This is a genomic window from Pseudaquabacterium inlustre, assembly GCF_038066595.1.
Lineage (GTDB): Bacteria > Pseudomonadota > Gammaproteobacteria > Burkholderiales > Burkholderiaceae_C > Pseudaquabacterium > Pseudaquabacterium inlustre.
Genome location: NZ_JBBUTH010000001.1, coordinates 545,321 through 564,449, shown reverse-complemented (window position 1 = coordinate 564,449; position 19,129 = coordinate 545,321). Strand labels below are relative to the sequence as shown.

Sequence of the window (19,129 nt, the reverse complement as noted above, 5' to 3'; positions counted from 1 at the left end):
TGCCGGCAGACCCCCTCGGGTAAAGTCAATCGCAACCAGTGTTGCGGCATCGTGTCGGCGCGATGACCACTGATGCAGCAGCCGTCATGGCCGCCCATCCGAGGCGGCAGCGGTCGACCTCCGGAGGGAACATGCAGTTGAAGTCCATCGTTCGTGCGATCGCCCTGCTGGGCGCCACCTTGCCCGTCTGGGCCCAGACGCCCGACGCGCCGCAGCGGGTGGAGATCACCGGCTCCAGCATCAAGCGCATCGCCAGCGAAGGTGCGCTGCCGGTGCAGATCATCACGCCGCAGGAGCTGGAGCGGCAGGGCATCAGCAGTGCCGAGCAACTGATCAGCTCGCTGGCCATCAACGGCAACGGCCTGGACAACCTGGCCTCGAACGCCGACGTGGTGTCGGGCGCGGCGCGCGGCAACAACGGTGCCACCTCGGCCAACCTGCGCAACCAGGGCGCGGCGTCCACGCTGATCCTGCTGAACGGCCGCCGCGTCGCCTCGCACGGCCTCAACGGTGGTGCGGTCGACCTGAACCAGATCCCGATGGCCGCGGTGGAGCGCATCGAGATCCTGAAGGACGGGGCCTCGGCCATCTACGGCACCGATGCCATCGGCGGCGTCATCAACTTCATCCTGAAGAAGAACTTCAACGGCCTGCAGGCCCAGGTCTTCACCGACACCACGCAGCACGGCGGCGGCAACATCGCCCGCGTGGGCCTGACGGGCGGCTTCGGCGATCTGGACCGCGACCGCTACAACCTGCTGTTCGCGGCCTCGTTCTCCGACAGCCAGAAGCTGCGCGGCGACCAGCGCAGCTTCGTCAACACCTTCCAGCCCGACCGCGGCCTGTCGGTGGACACGCGCGGCACGCCCTATGCCACGGTGTTCGCGGTCAGCAATGCCGACACCATCCTCAGCAACAAGAGCACCACCGGCCCCAAGCTGCCGGGCGGCACCCAGGCCTACAACGGCATCAACGTGCTCGACCTGCCGGGCCAGGCGGGCTGCAGCTCGATCGACGGCATGTCGGCCTACGACGAGAAGCTGTGGGCCACGCCGGCCGCGGCCTATGGCTGCGCCTGGGACACCGGCCGTGCCGCGGTGCTGCAGCAGCCGGTGCAGAACAGCAACCTGGTGACCCGCGGCACGCTGCGCCTGGGCGAGCACCAGCTGACCGGCGAAGTGGTGATGGCGCGCAGCGAGTCGGCCAAGAGCTTCTCGAACGCGCAGCTGTCCACCAGCGCCACCACGCCCTTCCTGTACCCCAGCACCGGTGCCGCGTACGACACGGTGTTCAACGCCCTGGCCGCGGTGTTCCCCAGCATCAGCGCCAACTACGGCAAGCCCATCGCCTACCGCTGGCGCTGCATGGCCTGCGGCGAGCGCGAGATCAAGACCGTGTCCGACACCGGCCGTGTGCTGCTGGCGGCCGACGGCCCGCTGCCCTGGCTGGCCGGCTGGGACTACCGCAGCGGCCTGTCCTACGCCTTCAGCGACGTGAGCTCCACGCTGGGCAGCGGCTACTACTACCGCGATGCGCTGGTGGCCGCGATGAACACCGGCAAGATCAACCCGTTCCTGGCCGCGGGCCAGAGCCAGACGGCCGAAGGCCTGGCGCTGCTGGAAAGCACCTCGGCGCGCGGCGTCACGCTGTACGGCGGCAAGTACGAGGTCACCGAGGCGGACGTCACCGCCAGCGGCCCGGTGGGCAAGCTGCCGGGTGGCGATGTGATGGTGGCTGCCGGCCTGAACGCGCGCAACGAGAACTACAAGTTCAACGGCGACCAGCGCGCCGCGTCGGCGCGCCCGGTGATCTTCCTGGCCCCGTTCGACGATGCCAATGCGCTGGCCGGCGTCTCGCGCAGCGTGCGCGCCGCCTTCGGCGAGGTGCAGCTGCCGATCATGAAGCAGCTGGAGCTGAATCTGGCCGCCCGCTACGACGACTACTCGGGCTTCGGCAGCACCACCAACCCGAAGGTGTCGCTGCGCTTCACGCCGATGGACAGCCTGCTGCTGCGCGCCTCGTACAGCACGGGCTTCCGCGTGCCCACCTTCAACCAGCTCTACAACGGCATCACCGACACCACCTACGCCGGCAAGGACCTGGTCGACCCGGCCAAGTGCGCCAGCGGCAAGGTCGACAGCACCGTGGTGGGTTGCGAGGCGATCACGCCGATCATCCGCACCGGCGGCAAGGAAGACCTGGGCCCCGAGGAAAGCAAGCAGTGGACGGCCGGCTTCGTGTGGGCGCCGCGGGCCGACTTCAGCGTGGGCGCCGACTGGTGGAGCATCCGCCGCAACGGCACCATCCAGAGCCTGAGCCTGAGCACCCTGGTCGGCAACTACGGCCTGTTCCGCGACCGCTTCATCACCGATGGCGCCGGCACGCTGCTGGTCATCGACGACCGCTGGATCAACGCCGGTGAAACCATCACCAAGGGCGTGGACCTCAATGTGCAGGGCAGCCTGCCGGTGATGGACGGCAAGCTGGCCGCCAAGCTCGAAGGCACCTACCTGATCGAGAAGAAGTCGCGCCTGGTGGCCAGCGCGCCGTTCGGTGCCAGCGAGGTGGCGCGCTTCACGCGGGCCGACGACCTGGGCCTGCGCTGGAAGCACACGCTGTCCTTCACCTACAGCCGCGGCGCCTGGTCGGGCGCGCTGATCCAGCAGTACAGCTCGGCCTACCTCGACGCCGTGCTGCCCGGCGTGGCCAATGGCACCGTGGTGCCGGCCAACTGGAGCCCCACCGTGCCGGCCTACACGCTGTACCACGCCAGCGTGAAGTACACCGGCATCAAGAACCTGGGCCTGACCGTGGGCGTGAAGAACCTGTTCGACAAGACGCCGCCGTTCTCGGCCGCCTACGACAGCAACACCGGCGCCGGCAGCTCGTGGGAGCCGCGCGTGGCCGACCCGCGTGGCCGCTCGCTGGTGCTGTCGGTCGACTACAAGTTCTTCTGACGCCGCGCCGGCGCGCCACAATGGACGGGGCCTCGCGCAGGCCCCGTTTTCCATTCCAGACCCAGGACCGTTCCGGCATGCCCGCTGCCACACCCCAGTCTTCCCGTCACGCACAGGGCCGGGCCGCATGAGGCTGCGCCACATCGAGGTCTTCCACGCCGTGATGCGTGCGGGCACCGTCAGCGGCGCGGCGCATCTGCTGCACATCTCGCAGCCGGCCGTCACCAAGGTGCTGCAGCATGCCGAGGCGCAGCTGGGCCTGCTGCTGTTCGAGCGCGTGCGCGGCAAGTTCTACCCCACACCCGAGGCGCTGCGCCTGTTTACCGAGGTGGACAAGCTGCATGCCGACCTGGTGGCCATCCGCCGCCTGGCGGTGAGCCTGAAGAACGGCCAGGCGCAGACGGTCAAGCTGTCGGTCACGCCGGCGCTCGGCGCCACCGTGGTGCCGGGCGCGATGACACGCTGGGCCCAGGCTGTGCCCGATGGCCGCTGCGAGCTCGCCACGCACCACACGCGCGAGCTGGTCAATGCGCTGCTGCTGGGCGAGGCCGAGCTGGGCCTGGCGCTGCACGATCCCAAGCACCCCGGCATCCGCGCCGAGCCGCTGGCCCACGGCCGGCTGATGGTGCTGCAGCCGCGCAAGCCGGCGCGCGGGCGCAAGGCCATGGAGGCCGGCGGCACGCCGCTGGCCATCGAGGACCTGCCAGCCGAACTGATCGGCCTGGCCGGTGATGACCCGCTGGGCCTGCGCGTCAGCCAGGAGTGCGAGGCGCTGGGCGTGCACCTGCAGTTCCGCATCACCGTGCAGACCTACCAGCTGGCGCGCGCGCTGGCCGAATCGGGCCTGGGCGCGGCCGTGGTCGACCCGTTCACCGCCGCGGCCGCCGACCGCCAGCGCGTGCTGGTGCGTCCGCTGGCGCCCGAGCTGCCGGTGACGCTGTACCTGCTGACGCCGGCGGCCCTGCCGCTGTCGCAGGGCGCGCGGCGCCTGGTGAGCTTTCTGGGCGAGGCCGCCACGGCCTGCCTGGCGCAAGCTGAGGAGGTGGCGGCATGAGTGGCGGCATGATCGGTGGCATCAGTGGCGGCAGCCTGCCGGTCGAGGCCATTGCCGCGCACCCGGATTTCCGCCGCCTGGCCAGCGTGAAGGGAGTCGCGCACGATCTTCGTTATGCCGGCACGAACAACTTCGCCGGCCGCGTGCTGTACCCGGGCCTGGATTGCGCCTGGATCCGCCGCGAGGCGGCCGAGGGCCTGGAGGCCGCGGCCGCCTGGCTGGCAGCGCAGCGCCCCGGCCACCGCCTGCTGGTGCTGGATGCGCTGCGCCCGCAGCGCGTGCAGGAGGCGATCTGGGCCGACGTGGCCGGCACCGACATGGCCCACTACTTCGCCGAGCCGGTGCGCGGCTCGATCCACAGCTTCGGCATGGCAGTGGACGTCACCGTGCTAGGCCCCGACGGCGCCGAGCGCGACATGGGCGCGGGCTACGACGAGATGGCGCTGCGCTCGCACGCGGCGCTCGACGCCCAGCACCTGGCGCTCGGCGTGCTGACCGCCGCCCAGGTGGCCGAGCGCGGCTGGCTGTATGCCGCGATGGCGCATGGCGGCTTCCACGGCATTCCCACCGAGTGGTGGCACTTCGACCACGGCGACCGCGAGCGCGTGCGCCGGGAGTTCCCGCGTGTGCTCTGACGCCGTGAACCCACGACGCCGCGCGCTGCAGGCCGGCATCACGGCGCTGCTGGGGGCGGGTCTGGCGGGCGCTGGCGGCATGGCCCGGGCCGCCGGCGGCAGCACTCGCCTGCCGACGATCAAGCCGCCGCGGCTGAAGGCCGGCGACACCATCGGCCTGGTCAATCCGTCGCACGCCATCTACGAGCGCGAGCCCTACGACATCGCCATCGACACGCTCACGGCGATGGGTTTCAAGGTGGTGGAGGGCGCGCACCTGCGCGATCGCCGCGGCCACCTGGCCGGCAGCGACGCCCACCGCGCGGCCGACCTCGACGGCTTCTTCGCCGATCCCGGCGTGCAGGGCATCCTGGCGCTCACCGGCGGCTCGGGTGGCAACCGCATCCTGCCGCTGCTGGACTACGGCCTGATCCGCGGCAACCCGAAGTTCCTGGGCGGCTTTTCCGACATCACCGCGCTGATCAACGCCGTGCACGCGCGCACCGGCCTGGTCACCTTCCATGCGCCGGTGGGCGTGTCGTCGTGGAACGCCTTCAGCCTGCGCCACTTCCGCGGCGTGGCGATGGACGGCGAGGCGATGACGCTGCGCAACCCGCGCGAGCTGGACGGCCTGCCGGCGCCGGCCGAGCACCGCACGCGCACGATCACGCCCGGCGTGGCGCGTGGCCCGCTGCTGGGCGGCAACCTGGCGGTGCTGAGCGCGATGGCTGGCTCCGATTACCTGCCCAGCTTCGACGGTGCGATCCTGTTCCTCGAAGAGATCAACGAGTACATCTACCGCGTCGATCGCATGCTGTCCACGCTGAAGCTGGCCGGCGTGTTCGACGGCCTGGCCGGCGTGGCCATCGGCCAGTTCACCAAGTGCACGCCGGGCGAGGGCTTCGGCACGCTGACGCTGGACGAGGTGTTCGACGACTGGTTCGCGCCGCTGAAGGTGCCGGTCTACCGCGGCGCGATGATCGGCCACATCCGCCAGAAGTTCACCGTGCCGATCGGCGTGCCGGCCGAGATCGACGCCACGGCCGGCACCCTACGCCTGCTGGAACCCGCCGTGCGCTGATCGTGCTGCGGCACTTGATGCCGCTCAACCTGCGCGCCGGAGCAGCGCCGAAGAATGCCCGCTTCAGCCCCGCACAACGGGGCGTTGAGGAGCGCGCATGCTGCAGATCCGCATCCACGGGCGAGGCGGGCAGGGGGTGGTCACCGCCGCCGAGATGCTCTCGATCGCCGCGTTCTGGCAGGGCCGTTGCGCCCAGGCCTTTCCCAGCTTCGGCTCCGAGCGCACCGGCGCGCCGGTGGTGGCCTTCTGCCGCATCGATGACCGCGAGATCCGGCTGCGCGAGCCGATCATGGCGCCCGATGTGCTGATCGTGCAGGACGCCACGCTGCTGCACCAGGTGGACGTGTTCCAGGGCCTGCAGCCCGACGGCTATGTGCTGATCAACAGCCGCCAGAGCTTCGACGCCCTGGGCCTGGGCGACATGGCGGCGCGCTTCCGCCACGAGCGGCTCACCACCGTGCCGGCCACCGACATCGCGCTCAAGCACCTGGGCCGGCCGCTGCCGAACGCCGTGCTGCTGGGCGGCTTCGCGGCGCTGGCCGGCCTGGTGTCGCTGGATGCGGTGGCGCATGCCATCCGCGACAAGTTCAGCGGCAAGCTGGCCGAGGCGAACGTGGCGGCGGCCACCGAGGCCTTTGACCATGTGCGCCGCGAGATCGAGGAGCTTCGCCATGCCGAGCAATGACCCACGCGGTGCCGGCGGGCACCGCGAGCAGATGGAAGGCTCGGTGGCCGTGGCGCGCGCCGTGGCCCTGGCCCGGCCCGAGGTGATCTGCGCTTACCCGATCTCGCCGCAGACGCACATCGTCGAGGGCCTGGGCGCGCTGGTGAAGAGCGGGCAGCTGAGCCCTTGCGAGTTCATCAACGTGGAGAGCGAGTTCGCGGCGATGAGCGTGGCCATCGGCGCCTCGGCCGCCGGTGCGCGCGCCTACACCGCCACCGCCAGCCAGGGCCTGCTGTTCATGGCCGAGGCGGTCTACAACGCCAGCGGCTTGGGCCTGCCGATCGTGATGACCGTGGCCAACCGGGCCATCGGCGCGCCGATCAACATCTGGAACGACCACTCCGACAGCATGAGCCAGCGCGATTGCGGCTGGATCCAGCTGTTCGCCGAGAACAACCAGGAGGCGCTGGACCTGCACCTGCAGGCCTTCAAACTGGGCGAGGAGTTGTCGCTGCCGGTGATGGTGTGCATGGACGGCTTCATCCTGACCCACGCCTACGAGCCGGTGCACCTGCCCGACCAGGCCGAGGTGGATGCCTTCCTGCCCCCATATGAGCCGCGCCAGGTGCTGGATCCGGCCGAGCCGGTGTCCATCGGCGCGATGGTCGGGCCCGAGGCCTTCATGGAGGTGCGCTACCTGGCCCATGCGCGGCAGCTGCAGGCGCTGGAGCGCATCCCGCAGATCGCCGATGAATTCGCGCAGCGCTTCGGCCGGCGCTCGGGCGGCTTGGTGCGCGCCTACCGCTGCGAAGACGCGAGCACCATCGTCGTGGCGCTGGGCTCGGTGATCGGCACGCTGAAGGACACGGTGGACGCCTTGCGTGAGGACGGGTTGAAGATCGGCGTGCTGGGCATCCACAGCTTCCGGCCGTTCCCGCTGGCGGCGGTGCGCGAGGCGCTGCAGGGCGCGCAGCGCGTGGTGGTGCTGGAGAAGAGTTTCTCGGTGGGCTTGGGTGGCGTGGTCAGCACCGATGTGCGCCTGGCGCTGTCGGGCCTGCACCTGCATGGCCACACGGTCGTGGCCGGGCTGGGCGGCCGGGCCATCACGCAGGCCTCGCTGGCGCGCATGCTGAAGGAGGCGGTGGTCGGCACGCTGCCGGCCTTGAGCTTCCTCGATCTGGACTGGCGCATCGTCAACCGCCAACTGGAGCGTGAGGCGGCGCGGCGCCGCAGCGGGCCGATCGCGGAGAACCTGCTGCGCGATCTGGGCAGCATGCCGGCAGTTCGCGGTGCGGATCAGAGCGAGCGGGCCGAGCGCCGGGCCGCTCCCAAGCCGGCCCGCGTCCCCTCGGGGGACCGGCCGACGTACCTGTCGGACGAGGGGCTCCAATGACTGCCATCAAGTTCTATCAGACGGGTACGTTCACGGTGGGCAATCGCCTGCTCGCGCCCGAGCAGCGCAGCGTGCAGGCCAGCACCGAGCGCAACAACTCGCTCAACAGCGGCCACCGTGCCTGCCAGGGCTGCGGCGAGGCGCTGGGCGCGCGCTATGCGGTGGATGCCGCGATGCGCGCCACCGGCGGCCAGCTGATCGCCGCCAACGCCACCGGCTGCCTGGAGGTGTTCTCCACGCCGTACCCCGAGACCAGCTGGCAGCTGCCGTGGATCCATTCGCTCTTCGGCAATGCCGCGGCCGTGGGCACCGGCATCGCCGCGGCGCTGAAGGTGAAAGGGCGCGACCGCGGCAACAAGCCGGTGCGCGTGATCGCCCAGGGCGGCGACGGCGGCACCACCGACATAGGCTTCGGCTGCCTGAGTGGCATGTTCGAGCGCAACGACGACGTGCTCTACATCTGCTACGACAACGAGGCCTACATGAACACCGGCGTGCAGCGCAGCAGCGCCACGCCGGCAGCCGCGCGCACGGCCACCACGCAGGCGCTGGGCAGCGAGCCTGGGGCGGTGTTCGGCCAGGGCAAGAACCTGCCGCTGATCGCGATGGCGCACGAGATCCCGTATGTGGCCACCGCCACCGTGGCCGACCTGCATGACCTGGAAGCCAAGGTGCAGCGCGCGATGGCCATCCGCGGCGCGCGCTACCTGCACATCCTGGTGCCGTGCCCACTGGGCTGGGGCGCGGCCAGCCACGACACCATCCGCCTGGCGCGGCTGGCGCGCGAGAGCGGGCTGTTCCCGGTGTTCGAGGCCGAGCGTGGCGAGGTCACGGCGGTGCAGAAGATCCGCCACCGCGTGCCGGTGGACGAGTACCTGCGGCCGCAGAAGCGCTTCGCCCACCTGTTCGCGCATGGCAGTCAAACCGGCCACCCGGAGATGCTGGCGCGCATCCAGGCGGATGCCGATCGCAACATCCGCCGCTTTGGCTTGATTGACGCAGCGCAGGAGGCCTGACCATGCACAAGCCCTTCGCGATCACGCTGGATCCTGGAAGTTCTTTGGCCAACCACACCGGCAGCTGGCGCAGCCAGCGCCCGGTGTATGCCGACCACCTGCCGCCCTGCAATGCCCAGTGTCCGGCCGGTGAAGACATCCAGGGCTGGCTGTTCCACGCCGAAAGCGGCGACTACGAAGCCGCCTGGCGCCACCTGACCCGCGACAACCCTTTTCCGGCCACCATGGGTCGGGTGTGCTATCACACGTGTGAAGCGGCCTGCAACCGCGGCAAATTGGATGCCGCGGTGGGCATCAACTCGGTGGAGCGCTTCCTCGGTGACATCGCCATCGCGCGTGGCTGGGCCTTCACGCCGCCCGTGCAGGACACCGACCGCCATGTGCTGGTGGTGGGTGCCGGGCCCTCGGGCATGTCGGCGGCGTATCACCTGCGGCGCCTGGGCCACCGCGTCACGGTCAAGGAGGCCGGGCCGGCGCTGGGCGGCATGATGCGCTTCGGCATTCCGCGCTACCGGCTGCCGCGCGAGGTGCTGGAGGCCGAGATGCAGCGCATCGTGGCGCTGGGCGTGGATGTGCAGCTGAACACCCGGGTGGAAGACCTGCGCGCCGAGATGCGCGGCTTCGACGCCACCTTCCTGGCCGTGGGCGCGCACATCGCCAAGCGCGCATTCATTCCGGCCAAGGATTCGGCGCGCATCCTCGATGCGGTGAGCGTGCTGCGTTCGATGGAAGGCGACGAGCAGCCGCTGCTGGGCCGGCGCGTGGCCGTGTACGGCGGCGGCAACACCGCCATCGACGTGGCGCGCACCGCGCGCCGCCTGGGCGCCACCGAGGCGGTCATCGTCTACCGCCGCACCCGCGGCCAGATGCCGGCGCACGACTTCGAGGTGGAAGAAGCGCTGCAAGAGGGCGTGCAGGTGAAGTGGCTGTCCACCATCTCGCAGGCCGCCGGCGACACGCTGACCCTCGAGAAGATGGTGCTCGATGCCGACGGCCGGCCGCAGCCCACCGGCGAGTTCGAGACGCTGCAGGCCGACAGCCTGGTGCTGGCCCTGGGCCAGGACGTGGACCTGGGCCTGCTGGACGGCGTGCCCGGCCTGAGCCTGCATGACGGCGTGGTGCAGGTCGATCCGGCGACGCTGATGACCGGCTGCCCGGGCCTGTTCGCCGGCGGCGACATGGTGCCGGCCGAAAGGAATGTCACCGTCGCGGTGGGCCACGGCAAGAAGGCCGCGCGCCAGATCGACGCCTGGCTGCGCGACGCGCCGCTGCCCGCCGCTGCCAAGCATGCGCCGGCCAGCTTCGAGCGCCTGAACCCCTGGTACTACAGCGACGCCCCGGCCACCGTGCGCCCGCAGCTGGATGCCGCGCGCCGCACCAGCAGCTTCGACGAGGTGCAGGGCGGACTCACCGAGGCCAATGCGCTGTTCGAGGCGCGGCGTTGCCTGAGTTGCGGCAACTGCTTCGAGTGCGACAACTGCTACGGCGTGTGCCCCGACAACGCGGTGATCAAGCTGGGACCGGGCCAGCGTTTCGCGATCAACCTCGACTACTGCAAGGGCTGCGGCGTGTGCGCCGCAGAGTGCCCCTGTGGCGCGATCGACATGGTGCAGGAGACCTGAGCGTCATCCGGGCCGCCCCACAATGGCGGCATGAACGGTCTCGACGCATTCTTCGAACTCTTCCGCGCGCTGCTGCACCCCACGGCCCTGGCCGAACTGGGCGTGCTGGCCGCCTGCCTGGGCCTGGCCTGGCTGGTGGTGCGGCTCACGCGCCCGGCCGGCGGGGCGGGCATTCTGTACGGCGAGCGCGGTTTCGACGGCGTGCTGTTCCCGCTGCTGGCCCTCGGCCTGGCCCAAGGGGCGCGCGTGGCCGCGCTGGCGCACAAGCTGCCGATCGCGGTGTTCCACGTGGCCGTGCCCATCCTGGCCAGCCTGGCGGTGATCCGCATCGCCGTGCGGGTGCTGCATGCGGCCTTTCCCAAGTCGCCGCTGGTGCGGGCCACCGAGCGCACGGTCAGCTGGGGCGTGTGGATCGTGCTGGTGCTGTGGATCACCGGCCTGCTGCCGGTGCTGCTGGCCGAGATGGAGGCCGTGAGCTGGAAGATCGGCGGCGCGCCGGTCACGCTGCGCAGCCTGGTGGAAGGTGCACTGACCGCCGCCGCCGTGCTGGTGGCGGTGTTGTGGCTGTCGGCCTCGATCGAGGCGCGGCTGATGCGGGCCACCGGCGTGAACCTCAGCGTGCGCAAGATCGCCGCCAACGCCACCCGCGCCGGCCTGCTGCTGATCGGCCTGCTGTTGGCCATGTCGGCGGCCGGCATCCCGCTGGGCGCACTCGGCGTGCTGGGTGGCGCGGTGGGCGTGGGCATCGGCCTGGGCCTGCAGAAGCTGGCCGCCAACTACGTGTCGGGCTTCGTGATCCTGGCCGAGCGCTCGCTGCGCATCGGCGACGTGGTGCGGGTCGACAACTTCGAGGGCCGCATCACCGACATCAGCACACGCTACACGGTGATCCGCGCCAACAACGGCCGCGAGTCCATCGTGCCCAACGAGATGATGATCACCCAGCGGGTGGAGAACTGCTCGTTCGCCGACCCCAAGGTGGCGCTGACCAGCACCGTGCAGGTGGCCTACGGCAGCGACGTGCCCGCGCTGATGCCCGAGCTGGTGCGCGCGATGGCCGGCGTGGCCCGCGTGCTGCACGACCCCATGCCGGCGGTGCAGCTGAGCGCCTTTGCCGCCGACGGCCTGGAGCTGACCCTGGTGTTCTGGATCGCCGACATGGAGAACGGCCAGGGCAATGTGCGCAGCGAGGTCAATCTGGCCGTGCTGCGCGCGCTGGAGGCGCTGGGCGTGGAGATCCCGTTCCCGCAGCGCGTGGTGCGCGCGCTGCCGCCGGCTGCGGCGCCGGTCAGCCCGGCCGGCGGCTGACCGGGGTGTCGGCCCGCGCCTGGCCCGCGGCCGGGCCGGTCTTCAGCGAGGCCAGGTACAGCTGCAGCGCCGCGGTGTCCACGTCGCTCAGGTGCTTCAGCGCCTCAAAGGGCATCACCTGGATGGCCGAGCCGTCGTCGCGCTGGCCGCTGCGGAACATGCGCTGCAGTCGCTGCGCATCGGTGTAGCGCGTGGCCATCACGCCACCGGCCACCTGGCGCAGGTCGGGCGCGGCCGGCCAGTCCGGCGGTGCGCCGGGGATGCGGCCGCCCGCCAGCTGCGGCCCGTGGCAGCCGATGCACATGCCGGCCACATAGCGGCCATGCTCGACGCTCACCGCCTCGGGCACCGGTGTGGCGGGCGGGCGGCTGTGGTCGATCAGCGCCGCCGCGTCGGGGATCTGCCCGAAGCCGTAGAGCACCCGTGCCGGCAGCGGCAGCTGGACGATGGCCCCGGTGCCCGCCACCGGCGGCAGCGCGCGCAGGTAGGCCACCAGCGCGCCCAGGTCCCCGTCGGTGAGGCCGGCGTAGTCCTGGCTGGGCATCACGCGCAGCGGCTTGCCGTCGGGCCGCACGCCGTGGCGCAGCGCGCGTTCCCAGTCAGCGGCGCGGTAGGCGCCGACCACGCCGCCGGGCCCCGGCGTGATGTTGGGGCCCTTGATGTGCAGCGCGCCCTGGTTGACCAGCGAGCGGCCGGCGCCGTCGGCGCCGTGGCAGTCCACGCAGCCGCGGCTGGCATACAGGTAGCGGCCGCGGGCCAGCGCGTCGGCGCCGGTGGGCACGGCCAGGTCGTAGGGCGCGATGTCGACGCGGCGGTTCATGCGTTCGTCGGCCATCTGCAGGCCGGTGATCACGGTGGCACCGGCCAGCATGCCCAGCACGGTGGCGGTCATCAGGCCGCGGCGGATCCAGCGGTTCATCTTGGGTGTCCTCGGGGTGGATGTAGGGGTGGGTGGGGTGGTGGAAGGGGCCGGCGGTGGGCGGCTCAGCGCGCCGGTGGCAGTGCACCGGCGGCCTGCAGGCGGGCGGCGATGGCGTCCCAGCGCGTGGCGCCCACGCGGCCCTGCACGGCCATGGCGCCGGCCAGCCAGGCCTCGGGCGCGCCGTCGTCGCGGCGGGCCAGCAGCAGGGCCGCCAGTTCGTCGGGGTTCAGCCCGTCGGCCAGGCGCAGCAGCAGGTCCAGCCGTTCCCAGCGCGGCAGGTCGGCGGTGGCGCGACGCTGCAGCGCCTGCAGCTCGGTGTCGCTGAACAGCACGTGAAAGCGCGGCAGCTGCGATTCCTGCTCCAGCGCCAGCTGCTGCAGCAGTGCGGCGGCATGGCCGGCATAGGCGCGGTACAGCCGGTCGAGCAGCTCGGCGCGCCGGGCCGGGTGGTGGCAGCGGCCGGCGGAATCGGCCAGTGCGGTGAGCCGGGCGATCTCGTGGGCCGGGTCGCCCGGGGCGGTCGTCTCGGCCGTTCTGGCAGGCGGGGTGCCGCAGCCGTCAGCGGCGTGGCAGGCAGGCGGCTGGCGTTCGGCCAGGGCCGGGTGCAGCTGCCCGTCGGCCAGGCGCCGGTGCGTGGCGGCCAGGGCCAGCACCGCCTGCAGTTCGCGCAGCGCGGCCTGCACCTGGGCGTCGTCGTGCGCGTCCAGCGTGCCCAGGCGCAGCAGCAGCGCGGCCAGCGCGTGGCGCAAGGCCTTGTGCGCATGGGCATAGGGGTCGGTGCGGGCGGGCGGGGCCGCGCCGTCGGCGTCGAACTCGGGGTGGGAGGGCATGGCGGCCAGTGTCGGCAGCCGGCCCCGCCGCCACATCGCCCACAGGAGCCATCCGGCGGGCCATGGCCCGCCCGGTCAGCGTGCCGCGGCCTGGGTCAGCGCAGGCCGTGGTCGCGCCACCAGGCGGCGGCCTGGCCGCGGCTGGCCACGCCCAGCTTGCCCAGCACATTGGCCACATGGCGCTTGACGGTGTGCGGGCTGAGGTCGAACACGCGGGCGATCAGCTTGTTGCTGTCGCCGGCGGCGATGCGCTGCAGCACCTCCACCTCGCGCGGGCTCAGGCCGGCACGGCCAACGGCCGTGGTCTGGCCGGCCGGCGCTGCACCGTGTGCGGCCGGCAACGCGAGGCCGGCGCCGGGTGGTGCGTCGTTGCCATCTCCGTCCTCGTCCAGCCCGTGGTCGAGGTCGTCGTCCAGGTCGCCGTCGAGGGTCTCGTCGGCCCCGGCCAGCCGCGCCGGATCGACCGGCTCGCCGCCATGCGCCGGCCGGCCCAGCGACAGCCGGGCCCAGCGCGCCAGCGGCTCGGCCAGGGCCTGCGGCAGGCGCGCGCGCAGCGCCGGCTCCATCAGCGCGGCCAGCGGTGCGCGGGCGAACAGCAGGCCGCCTGGCCCATGCTCGCGCTGCGCACGGGCAATGGCCGGGGCCAGCGTGGCGGCGGCCTCGGCGTCGCGGCCGGCGCGCAGCAGGGCCCACGCCAGGTACAGGCGCAGCTCGGCCGCCTGGCCCAGCACGTCGATCTGCTCTTCGTGCGCCAGCGCGGCCTGCCAGTGCGCGATGGCCTCGTCGGCGCGGCCCTCCAGCCAGGACAGGTGGCCGGGCAGGGCCAGCTGGGGCCGCGCGCGGGCGGCCAGCGCGCGGGCGCTGGGCGCCACGGCCGACGGGTCCAGCGCGGCCAGGCAGTCGCGCAGCAGCGGCGCGTCGCCACACACCACGGCCACCCGTGCCGACAGGAACACCGACTGCCAGGCCGACCAGGCGCTGCCATGGTCCACCTGGCGCTGCAGCGGAAAGCGCGCCAGCTCCAGCGCCGCGTCGTGGCGGCCGCGCAGCGCGTGCATCAGCGCCTGCTGCTGTCGCACCATGCGCCGCACGTTGATCGGATCGCCCACCCAGCGGCAGTCGTCGTCGGCATTGGCCACCAGCACGTCGGCCTCGTCGAGCCGGCCGGTCCACACGGCCAGCCAGGCCTCGGTGAGCCGGGCCACGGCGCTCAGCGCGGTGGGCGTGTCGCCGGTCAGGCGCCGCACGCCGGCGGCATGGCGGCGCAGCGCGTCGGCGGTGTCGGGCAGGCCGTGGAAGCGCGACAGCGGCGTGGCCATGTACCAGTACTCGATGCGCGGCGTGCGTTCCAGCAGCAGCAGCATCTCGTCGAGCACCGGGCCCACGCGGTGCAGCGAGCCCATGTCCAGCGCATGCCAGCCCGAGGCCACCAGGGCCAGGATGCGGGTCTCGTCGTCCAGCGCCTCGCGGCGCAGCGGGCCCAGCACGGCCGCGCCGTCGTCCACGCGGCCCTGGGCGTTGAGCGCCAGCGCCAGGTAGGCGCGGGCGCGCTGGTGCTGGGCGGGCTGCGCGGCCGCCAGGGCCACTGCCTGCTCGGCCGCCTGCACCATGGCGGTGAAGTCCCAGCGCGCCCAGGCCAGCTGGGCGCTGACGATCTGCAGCGCCGCCGATTCGGCGCGCACCGCCGGCGCAAACTGCGCCAGCGTGCGCTGCACCGTGTGCACCGCGCCCTCGGTGAGCCAGCGCCCGCCATGCGCGGCCAGCACCTCGGCGGCCTGCTCGGGCGCATCGGCGCGCAGCAGCAGCGCGATGCGTTGCTGTGGATCGGGCTCGGCCGCGGCGGCGCGGCGCAGCAGCTGCGGCACGCGCTCGGGATGGCGGCGCACCAGGCACTGCGCCAGCGCCTGGCGGAACAGGTCGTGCAGGCGCAGCGTGCCGGCCTCGCCGTCCACCGCGGTGGCGAACAGGCCGCGGCGCTCCACCTCGGCCAGCAGCTGGGCGGCGCGCGGGTTGCCGCTGACCTCGGCGCAGCGCGCCGGCTCCAGCTCGGGCAGCACCGAGATGGCCAGCAGGAACTCGCGCAGCTCGTCGTCGAGCTGGTCGATCACCTCGGCGGCGAGGAAGTCGAACACATGGCGGTCGATGGCGCCCGGCGTGCTGCGCGCACCGGCGTTGAGCGCCAGTCGCAGGCCGGCTGGCCAGCCTTCGGTGCGGGCGTGCAGGCCGGCGGCGGCCGCTTCGTCCTGGCCCAGGCACTGCGCCAGCGCGCGGGCCTCGTCGGGCGAGAAGCGCAGCGCCTCCAGGCGGAACTCGGCCAGCTCGCCCAGCGCGCGCAGCCGGGCCACCGGCAGCGCGGGCTCGTGGCGGGTGGTCACGGCCAGCGTCCAGCGCGGGCTCAGCCGCTCCACCAGGTGCGACAGGAAGGCCAGCGCAGGGGCGTCGCTCAGGCGGTGCAGGTCGTCCAGCACGATCAGGCCGTGCGGCGTGTCGCAGGCGTCCAGCGTGTTGACCAGCTCGGCACCGATCTGCGCCGGCGGCACGCCGGCCTCGGCCATGGCCACCAGGGCCTCGGGCGCGATGCGCCAGGGCGGGTCGTGCGGCTCCAGCGCGCCGATCAGGCATTCCAGCAGGTGCGGCAGGTCGTCGCTGTCGTCCAGCGCCACCCAGGCCAGCGCCTGCTCGGGTGCGGTCTGCGCCAGCCGCACCGCCTGTTGTGCCAGGGCCGAGGTCTTGCCATAGCCGGCCGGTGCGCACACCAACACCAGGCGCTGCGTGGCCAGGGCCTCGGCCAGCGCCTGCTGCAGCGCAGGGCGTTCCACCTGCTGGCCGGCACGCAGCCGGGGCCACTGGATCTTGGTGCGGGCGAAGGGCATGGCGACAGGCGGGCTCGGACGCGGTGGCGCGGGCTGCGCCGTCGGCAAAACACCCGATGCTAGGGCCTGAACAGGTGCACGCGCCACCCCTGACCGGGACCAACGGGGGGCGGGTGCCGGCGGGCAGACCGCCGGCGTGGCGTGGGTGGGCAGGGTGGCGAGCATGGCGCGCATTGTGGAAATGCGCGCCGCCGCGCGCACGGCGCATGCGACGAAGCGTCGGCAGCGGCGACAGGCCGTCCTGCGGCGGGCCTGGCCGCTCATGCGCCGTGGCAGGCCCGGGCCCGCGCGATGGCCCGCCGCGCGCCGGGCGATGGCTCCTGTGGGCGATGTCGCGCGGGCCAGCGCTGGCCACACTGGCGGCACATCGAACACACCCTCAATCAGGAAGCCACCATGACCCGCGCACCGATCGCCGCTCCGCCGTCACCGACGCCCGCCACCTCAGCGCCGGGCCGCTGGGCCACCCAGGCCACGCTGGCCGTGGCCGCGCTGGCCGCCGTCACGCAGACGGCCTGCATCGAGCCGGGGGAGGAGGTGCTCGTCGCCAGCGCGCCGCAGGAGCGCTGCGCCGCGCTGCGCCAGGCCGACCGGCTGGACGCCCGCCTGGCGCTGGACTACCAGCAGTTGCGGCCGCTGCCTGCCGGCGGCCAGCTGCGCCAGCGCCATGGCGCCGATGTGCAGGCCACGCTGCCGCTGCTGCAGCGCGACGACAGCGGCGCCGTGTGGAGCGGGCCGGTGCAGCAGGGCCAGCTGGCGCTGGACGACCGCATCGAGGGCACGCTGGGCCGCGCCGCACAGCAGCTGGCCGGGCGTGGCGCACCGCGCAGCGGCGAGGCGCTGGCCGGCAGCGTGGTGACGGTGCGGGTGGAGTTTGCCGACTGCCGACTGCCGGCTGCGTTATGCCGCGCGCCTGGCGCTGGACGCCACGTCGCGCCAGGCCGGCCAGACGCTGGCCGTGCCGCTGCAGGAACTGGGCCGCCTGTCGGTCAGCCAGCCCGGCGTGCTGCCGGTGCCGGGCACCGATGGCCTGCCGGTGCTGGCCGGCGCGCAGCAGGTGCCGGCGCAGCCGCGGCTGCTGGATTCGGGCTACCGCCCGGGCGGCCTGGCCGCCGTGCCGGGGCCGGCCCGCGCCGGCACGCAGGACGCACCGGCCGGCAGCGCCCGGCTGCGCTGGCGCTTCACGCCCCTGCGCGCGGCCGAGGCCGCGCCGCTGGCCTGACGCCGCCGCCAGTGGCTCAGGCCACCGTCACCGGGATCTTGCCGATGCGGGCCTGCCACTCCTTCGGGCCGGTCTCGTGCACGCTGGTGCCGGCCGAATCGACGGCCACGGTCACTGGCATGTCCTTGACGGTGAACTCGTAGATGGCTTCCATGCCCAGGTCTTCGAAGGCCAGCACCTTGGCCGCCTTGATGGCCTTGGCCACCAGGTAGGCGCTGCCGCCCACGGCCATCAGGTAGGCACTCTTGTTGTCCTTGATGGCCTGGATGGCGACCGGGCCGCGCTCGCTCTTGCCCACCATCGCGATCAGGCCGGTCTTCTCCAGCATCATGCGGGTGAACTTGTCCATGCGCGTGGCGGTGGTCGGGCCGGCCGGGCCCACCACTTCATCACGCACCGGGTCGACCGGGCCCACGTAGTAGATGACGCGGTTGGTGAAGTCGACCGGCAGCGGCTCGCCCTTGGCCAGCATGTCCTGGATGCGCTTGTGTGCGGCGTCGCGGCCGGTGAGCAGCTTGCCGCTGAGCAGCAAGGTCTGGCCCGGCTTCCAGCTGGCCACCTCGGCGGGGGTCAGCGTGTCCAGGTCGACGGCCTTGCTCTTGTTGTAGTCGGGCGCCCAGTGCACGTCGGGCCACAGGTCCAGGCTGGGCGGATCGAGGTACACCGGGCCCGAGCCGTCCATCACGAAGTGGGCGTGGCGGGTGGCCGCGCAGTTGGGGATCATCGCGATCGGCTTGCTGGCGGCGTGGGTCGGGAAGGTCTTGATCTTCACGTCCAGCACGGTGGTCAGGCCGCCCAGGCCTTGCGCGCCGATGCCCAGCGCATTGACCTTCTCGTACAGCTCGATGCGCAGCTCTTCGAGCTTGTTGCGCGGCCCGCGCTCGAGCAGCTCGTACATGTCGATGTCGTCCATCAGCGCCTGCTTGGCCAGCAGCACCGCCTTCTCGGCCGTGCCGCCCACGCCGATGCCCAGCATGCCCGGCGGGCACCAGCCGGCGCCCATGGTCGGCACGGTCTTGAGCACCCACTCGACGATGTCGTCGCTGGGGTTGAGCATGTAGACCTTGCTCTTGTTCTCGGAACCGCCACCCTTCGCAGCAACGGTCACGTCCACGGTGTTGCCGGGCACCAACTCCACGTGCAGCACGGCGGGCGTGTTGTCCTTGGTGTTCTTGCGCGCGAAGATGGGGTCGTCCAGCACGCTGGCGCGCAGCACGTTGTCGGGGTTCAGGTAGCCCTTGCGCACGCCGGCGTTCACGGCGTCGTCCAGGCTGCCGGTGAAGCCTTCCCAGCGCACGTCCATGCCCACCTTCAGGAACACGTTGACGATGCCGGTGTCCTGGCAGATCGGGCGGCGGCCCTCGGCGCACATGCGGCTGTTGGTCAGGATCTGCGCGATGGCGTCCTTGGCCGCGGCGCTTTCCTCGCGCTCGTAGGCGCGCGCCAGGTGGGCGATGTAGTCGGCCGGGTGGTAGTAGCTGATGTACTGCAGCGCTGCGGCGATGCTGTCGATCAGGTCTTGCTGGCGGATCGTGGTGGTGGTGCTCATGGGGGTGCGCGCCGGAAGGAGGGG

The 19,129-nt window shown here is 72.4% G+C and carries 15 protein-coding genes; 10 read left to right on the top strand and 5 right to left on the bottom strand.

All coding sequences use genetic code 11. The annotated features are described in order from the left end of the window. Positions 1-131 precede the first annotated feature (131 nt). The 9 genes from AACH10_RS02515 (at position 132) to AACH10_RS02475 (ending at position 11,709) form a co-directional block, all read left to right on the top strand. The gene (locus tag AACH10_RS02515; RefSeq protein WP_341408775.1) at positions 132-2,957 is read left to right on the top strand and encodes a TonB-dependent receptor domain-containing protein; all 2,826 of its coding nucleotides are present in this window, start codon (positions 132-134) and stop codon (positions 2,955-2,957) included. Between the two features lie 127 nt (positions 2,958-3,084). Beyond that, positions 3,085-4,011, top strand: a complete 927-nt coding sequence (locus AACH10_RS02510) for a LysR family transcriptional regulator (RefSeq protein ID WP_341408774.1) — start codon at positions 3,085-3,087, stop codon at positions 4,009-4,011. Beyond that, complete coding sequence (locus AACH10_RS02505) at positions 4,008-4,646, top strand: M15 family metallopeptidase (RefSeq protein ID WP_341408773.1); 639 nt, start codon at positions 4,008-4,010, stop codon at positions 4,644-4,646. Before AACH10_RS02510 ends, AACH10_RS02505 begins: the two co-directional genes overlap by 4 nt. Before the next feature lie 4 nt (positions 4,647-4,650). Continuing rightward, positions 4,651-5,706: a S66 peptidase family protein gene (locus AACH10_RS02500; protein WP_341408772.1), complete on the top strand. Its 1,056-nt coding sequence runs from the start codon at positions 4,651-4,653 to the stop codon at positions 5,704-5,706. A 97-nt stretch (positions 5,707-5,803) separates the two neighbouring features. Further along, the gene (locus AACH10_RS02495) at positions 5,804-6,391 is read left to right on the top strand and encodes a 2-oxoacid:acceptor oxidoreductase family protein (protein ID WP_341408771.1); all 588 of its coding nucleotides are present in this window, start codon (positions 5,804-5,806) and stop codon (positions 6,389-6,391) included. After that, the gene (locus tag AACH10_RS02490) at positions 6,378-7,763 is read left to right on the top strand and encodes a transketolase C-terminal domain-containing protein (RefSeq protein WP_341408770.1); all 1,386 of its coding nucleotides are present in this window, start codon (positions 6,378-6,380) and stop codon (positions 7,761-7,763) included. The genes AACH10_RS02495 and AACH10_RS02490 overlap by 14 nt, the downstream gene beginning before the upstream one ends. After that, positions 7,760-8,779, top strand: a complete 1,020-nt coding sequence (locus AACH10_RS02485; protein WP_341408769.1) for a thiamine pyrophosphate-dependent enzyme — start codon at positions 7,760-7,762, stop codon at positions 8,777-8,779. Before AACH10_RS02490 ends, AACH10_RS02485 begins: the two co-directional genes overlap by 4 nt. A gap of 2 nt (positions 8,780-8,781) precedes the next feature. Continuing rightward, positions 8,782-10,401 carry an NAD(P)-binding protein gene (locus AACH10_RS02480; RefSeq protein ID WP_341408768.1) on the top strand — a complete coding sequence of 540 codons (1,620 nt, stop codon included), beginning with the start codon at positions 8,782-8,784 and terminating at the stop codon, positions 10,399-10,401. Positions 10,402-10,431: 30 nt separating this feature from the next. Then, entirely contained in the window at positions 10,432-11,709 is a 1,278-nt protein-coding gene (locus AACH10_RS02475; protein ID WP_341408767.1) for a mechanosensitive ion channel family protein, read from the top strand. Here the strand turns inward: AACH10_RS02475 and AACH10_RS02470 are convergent. The 4 genes from AACH10_RS02470 to AACH10_RS02455 all read right to left on the bottom strand — a co-directional run bounded on the left by AACH10_RS02470 (position 11,690) and on the right by AACH10_RS02455 (position 17,003). Beyond that, complete coding sequence (locus tag AACH10_RS02470) at positions 11,690-12,628, bottom strand: c-type cytochrome (protein ID WP_341408766.1); 939 nt, start codon at positions 12,626-12,628, stop codon at positions 11,690-11,692. The genes AACH10_RS02475 and AACH10_RS02470 overlap by 20 nt on opposite strands. A 65-nt stretch (positions 12,629-12,693) precedes the next feature. Continuing rightward, entirely contained in the window at positions 12,694-13,461 is a 768-nt protein-coding gene (locus AACH10_RS02465; RefSeq protein WP_341408765.1) for a hypothetical protein, read from the bottom strand. Between the two features lie 95 nt (positions 13,462-13,556). After that, positions 13,557-16,334: a winged helix-turn-helix domain-containing protein gene (locus AACH10_RS02460; RefSeq protein ID WP_341408764.1), complete on the bottom strand. Its 2,778-nt coding sequence runs from the start codon at positions 16,332-16,334 to the stop codon at positions 13,557-13,559. A gap of 444 nt (positions 16,335-16,778) precedes the next feature. After that, positions 16,779-17,003 (bottom strand): hypothetical protein, encoded by a 225-nt coding sequence (locus AACH10_RS02455; RefSeq protein WP_341408763.1) that lies wholly within the window; start codon positions 17,001-17,003, stop codon positions 16,779-16,781. 205 nt (positions 17,004-17,208) lie between these two features. Here AACH10_RS02455 and AACH10_RS02450 point away from each other — a divergent pair, with 205 nt between their 5' ends. Continuing rightward, positions 17,209-17,556 (top strand): hypothetical protein, encoded by a 348-nt coding sequence (locus tag AACH10_RS02450; protein WP_341408762.1) that lies wholly within the window; start codon positions 17,209-17,211, stop codon positions 17,554-17,556. A 16-nt stretch (positions 17,557-17,572) separates the two neighbouring features. On the opposite strand, the gene AACH10_RS02445 is transcribed toward AACH10_RS02450, so the two are convergent. Beyond that, positions 17,573-19,105 carry a fumarate hydratase gene (locus AACH10_RS02445; RefSeq protein ID WP_341408761.1) on the bottom strand — a complete coding sequence of 511 codons (1,533 nt, stop codon included), beginning with the start codon at positions 19,103-19,105 and terminating at the stop codon, positions 17,573-17,575. Positions 19,106-19,129 lie beyond the last annotated feature (24 nt).

Excerpts from the sequence above, each read along its gene's own strand:
- AACH10_RS02505 (WP_341408773.1), top strand. The coding sequence starts at position 4,008 with ATGAGTGGCGGCATGATCGGTGGCATCAGTGGCGGCAGCCTGCCGGTC.
- AACH10_RS02495 (WP_341408771.1), top strand. The coding sequence starts at position 5,804 with ATGCTGCAGATCCGCATCCACGGGCGAGGCGGGCAGGGGGTGGTCACC.
- AACH10_RS02455 (WP_341408763.1), bottom strand. The coding sequence starts at position 17,003 with ATGGCGCTGGCGCAGCTGGCCGCCGGCAGGCAGCGGCCGCAACTGCTG.
- AACH10_RS02470 (WP_341408766.1), bottom strand. The coding sequence starts at position 12,628 with ATGAACCGCTGGATCCGCCGCGGCCTGATGACCGCCACCGTGCTGGGC.
- AACH10_RS02460 (WP_341408764.1), bottom strand. The coding sequence starts at position 16,334 with ATGCCCTTCGCCCGCACCAAGATCCAGTGGCCCCGGCTGCGTGCCGGC.
- AACH10_RS02480 (WP_341408768.1), top strand. The coding sequence starts at position 8,782 with ATGCACAAGCCCTTCGCGATCACGCTGGATCCTGGAAGTTCTTTGGCC.
- AACH10_RS02515 (WP_341408775.1), top strand. The coding sequence starts at position 132 with ATGCAGTTGAAGTCCATCGTTCGTGCGATCGCCCTGCTGGGCGCCACC.
- AACH10_RS02490 (WP_341408770.1), top strand. The coding sequence starts at position 6,378 with ATGCCGAGCAATGACCCACGCGGTGCCGGCGGGCACCGCGAGCAGATG.
- AACH10_RS02475 (WP_341408767.1), top strand. The coding sequence starts at position 10,432 with ATGAACGGTCTCGACGCATTCTTCGAACTCTTCCGCGCGCTGCTGCAC.
- AACH10_RS02510 (WP_341408774.1), top strand. The coding sequence starts at position 3,085 with ATGAGGCTGCGCCACATCGAGGTCTTCCACGCCGTGATGCGTGCGGGC.
- AACH10_RS02465 (WP_341408765.1), bottom strand. The coding sequence starts at position 13,461 with ATGCCCTCCCACCCCGAGTTCGACGCCGACGGCGCGGCCCCGCCCGCC.
- AACH10_RS02445 (WP_341408761.1), bottom strand. The coding sequence starts at position 19,105 with ATGAGCACCACCACCACGATCCGCCAGCAAGACCTGATCGACAGCATC.
- AACH10_RS02485 (WP_341408769.1), top strand. The coding sequence starts at position 7,760 with ATGACTGCCATCAAGTTCTATCAGACGGGTACGTTCACGGTGGGCAAT.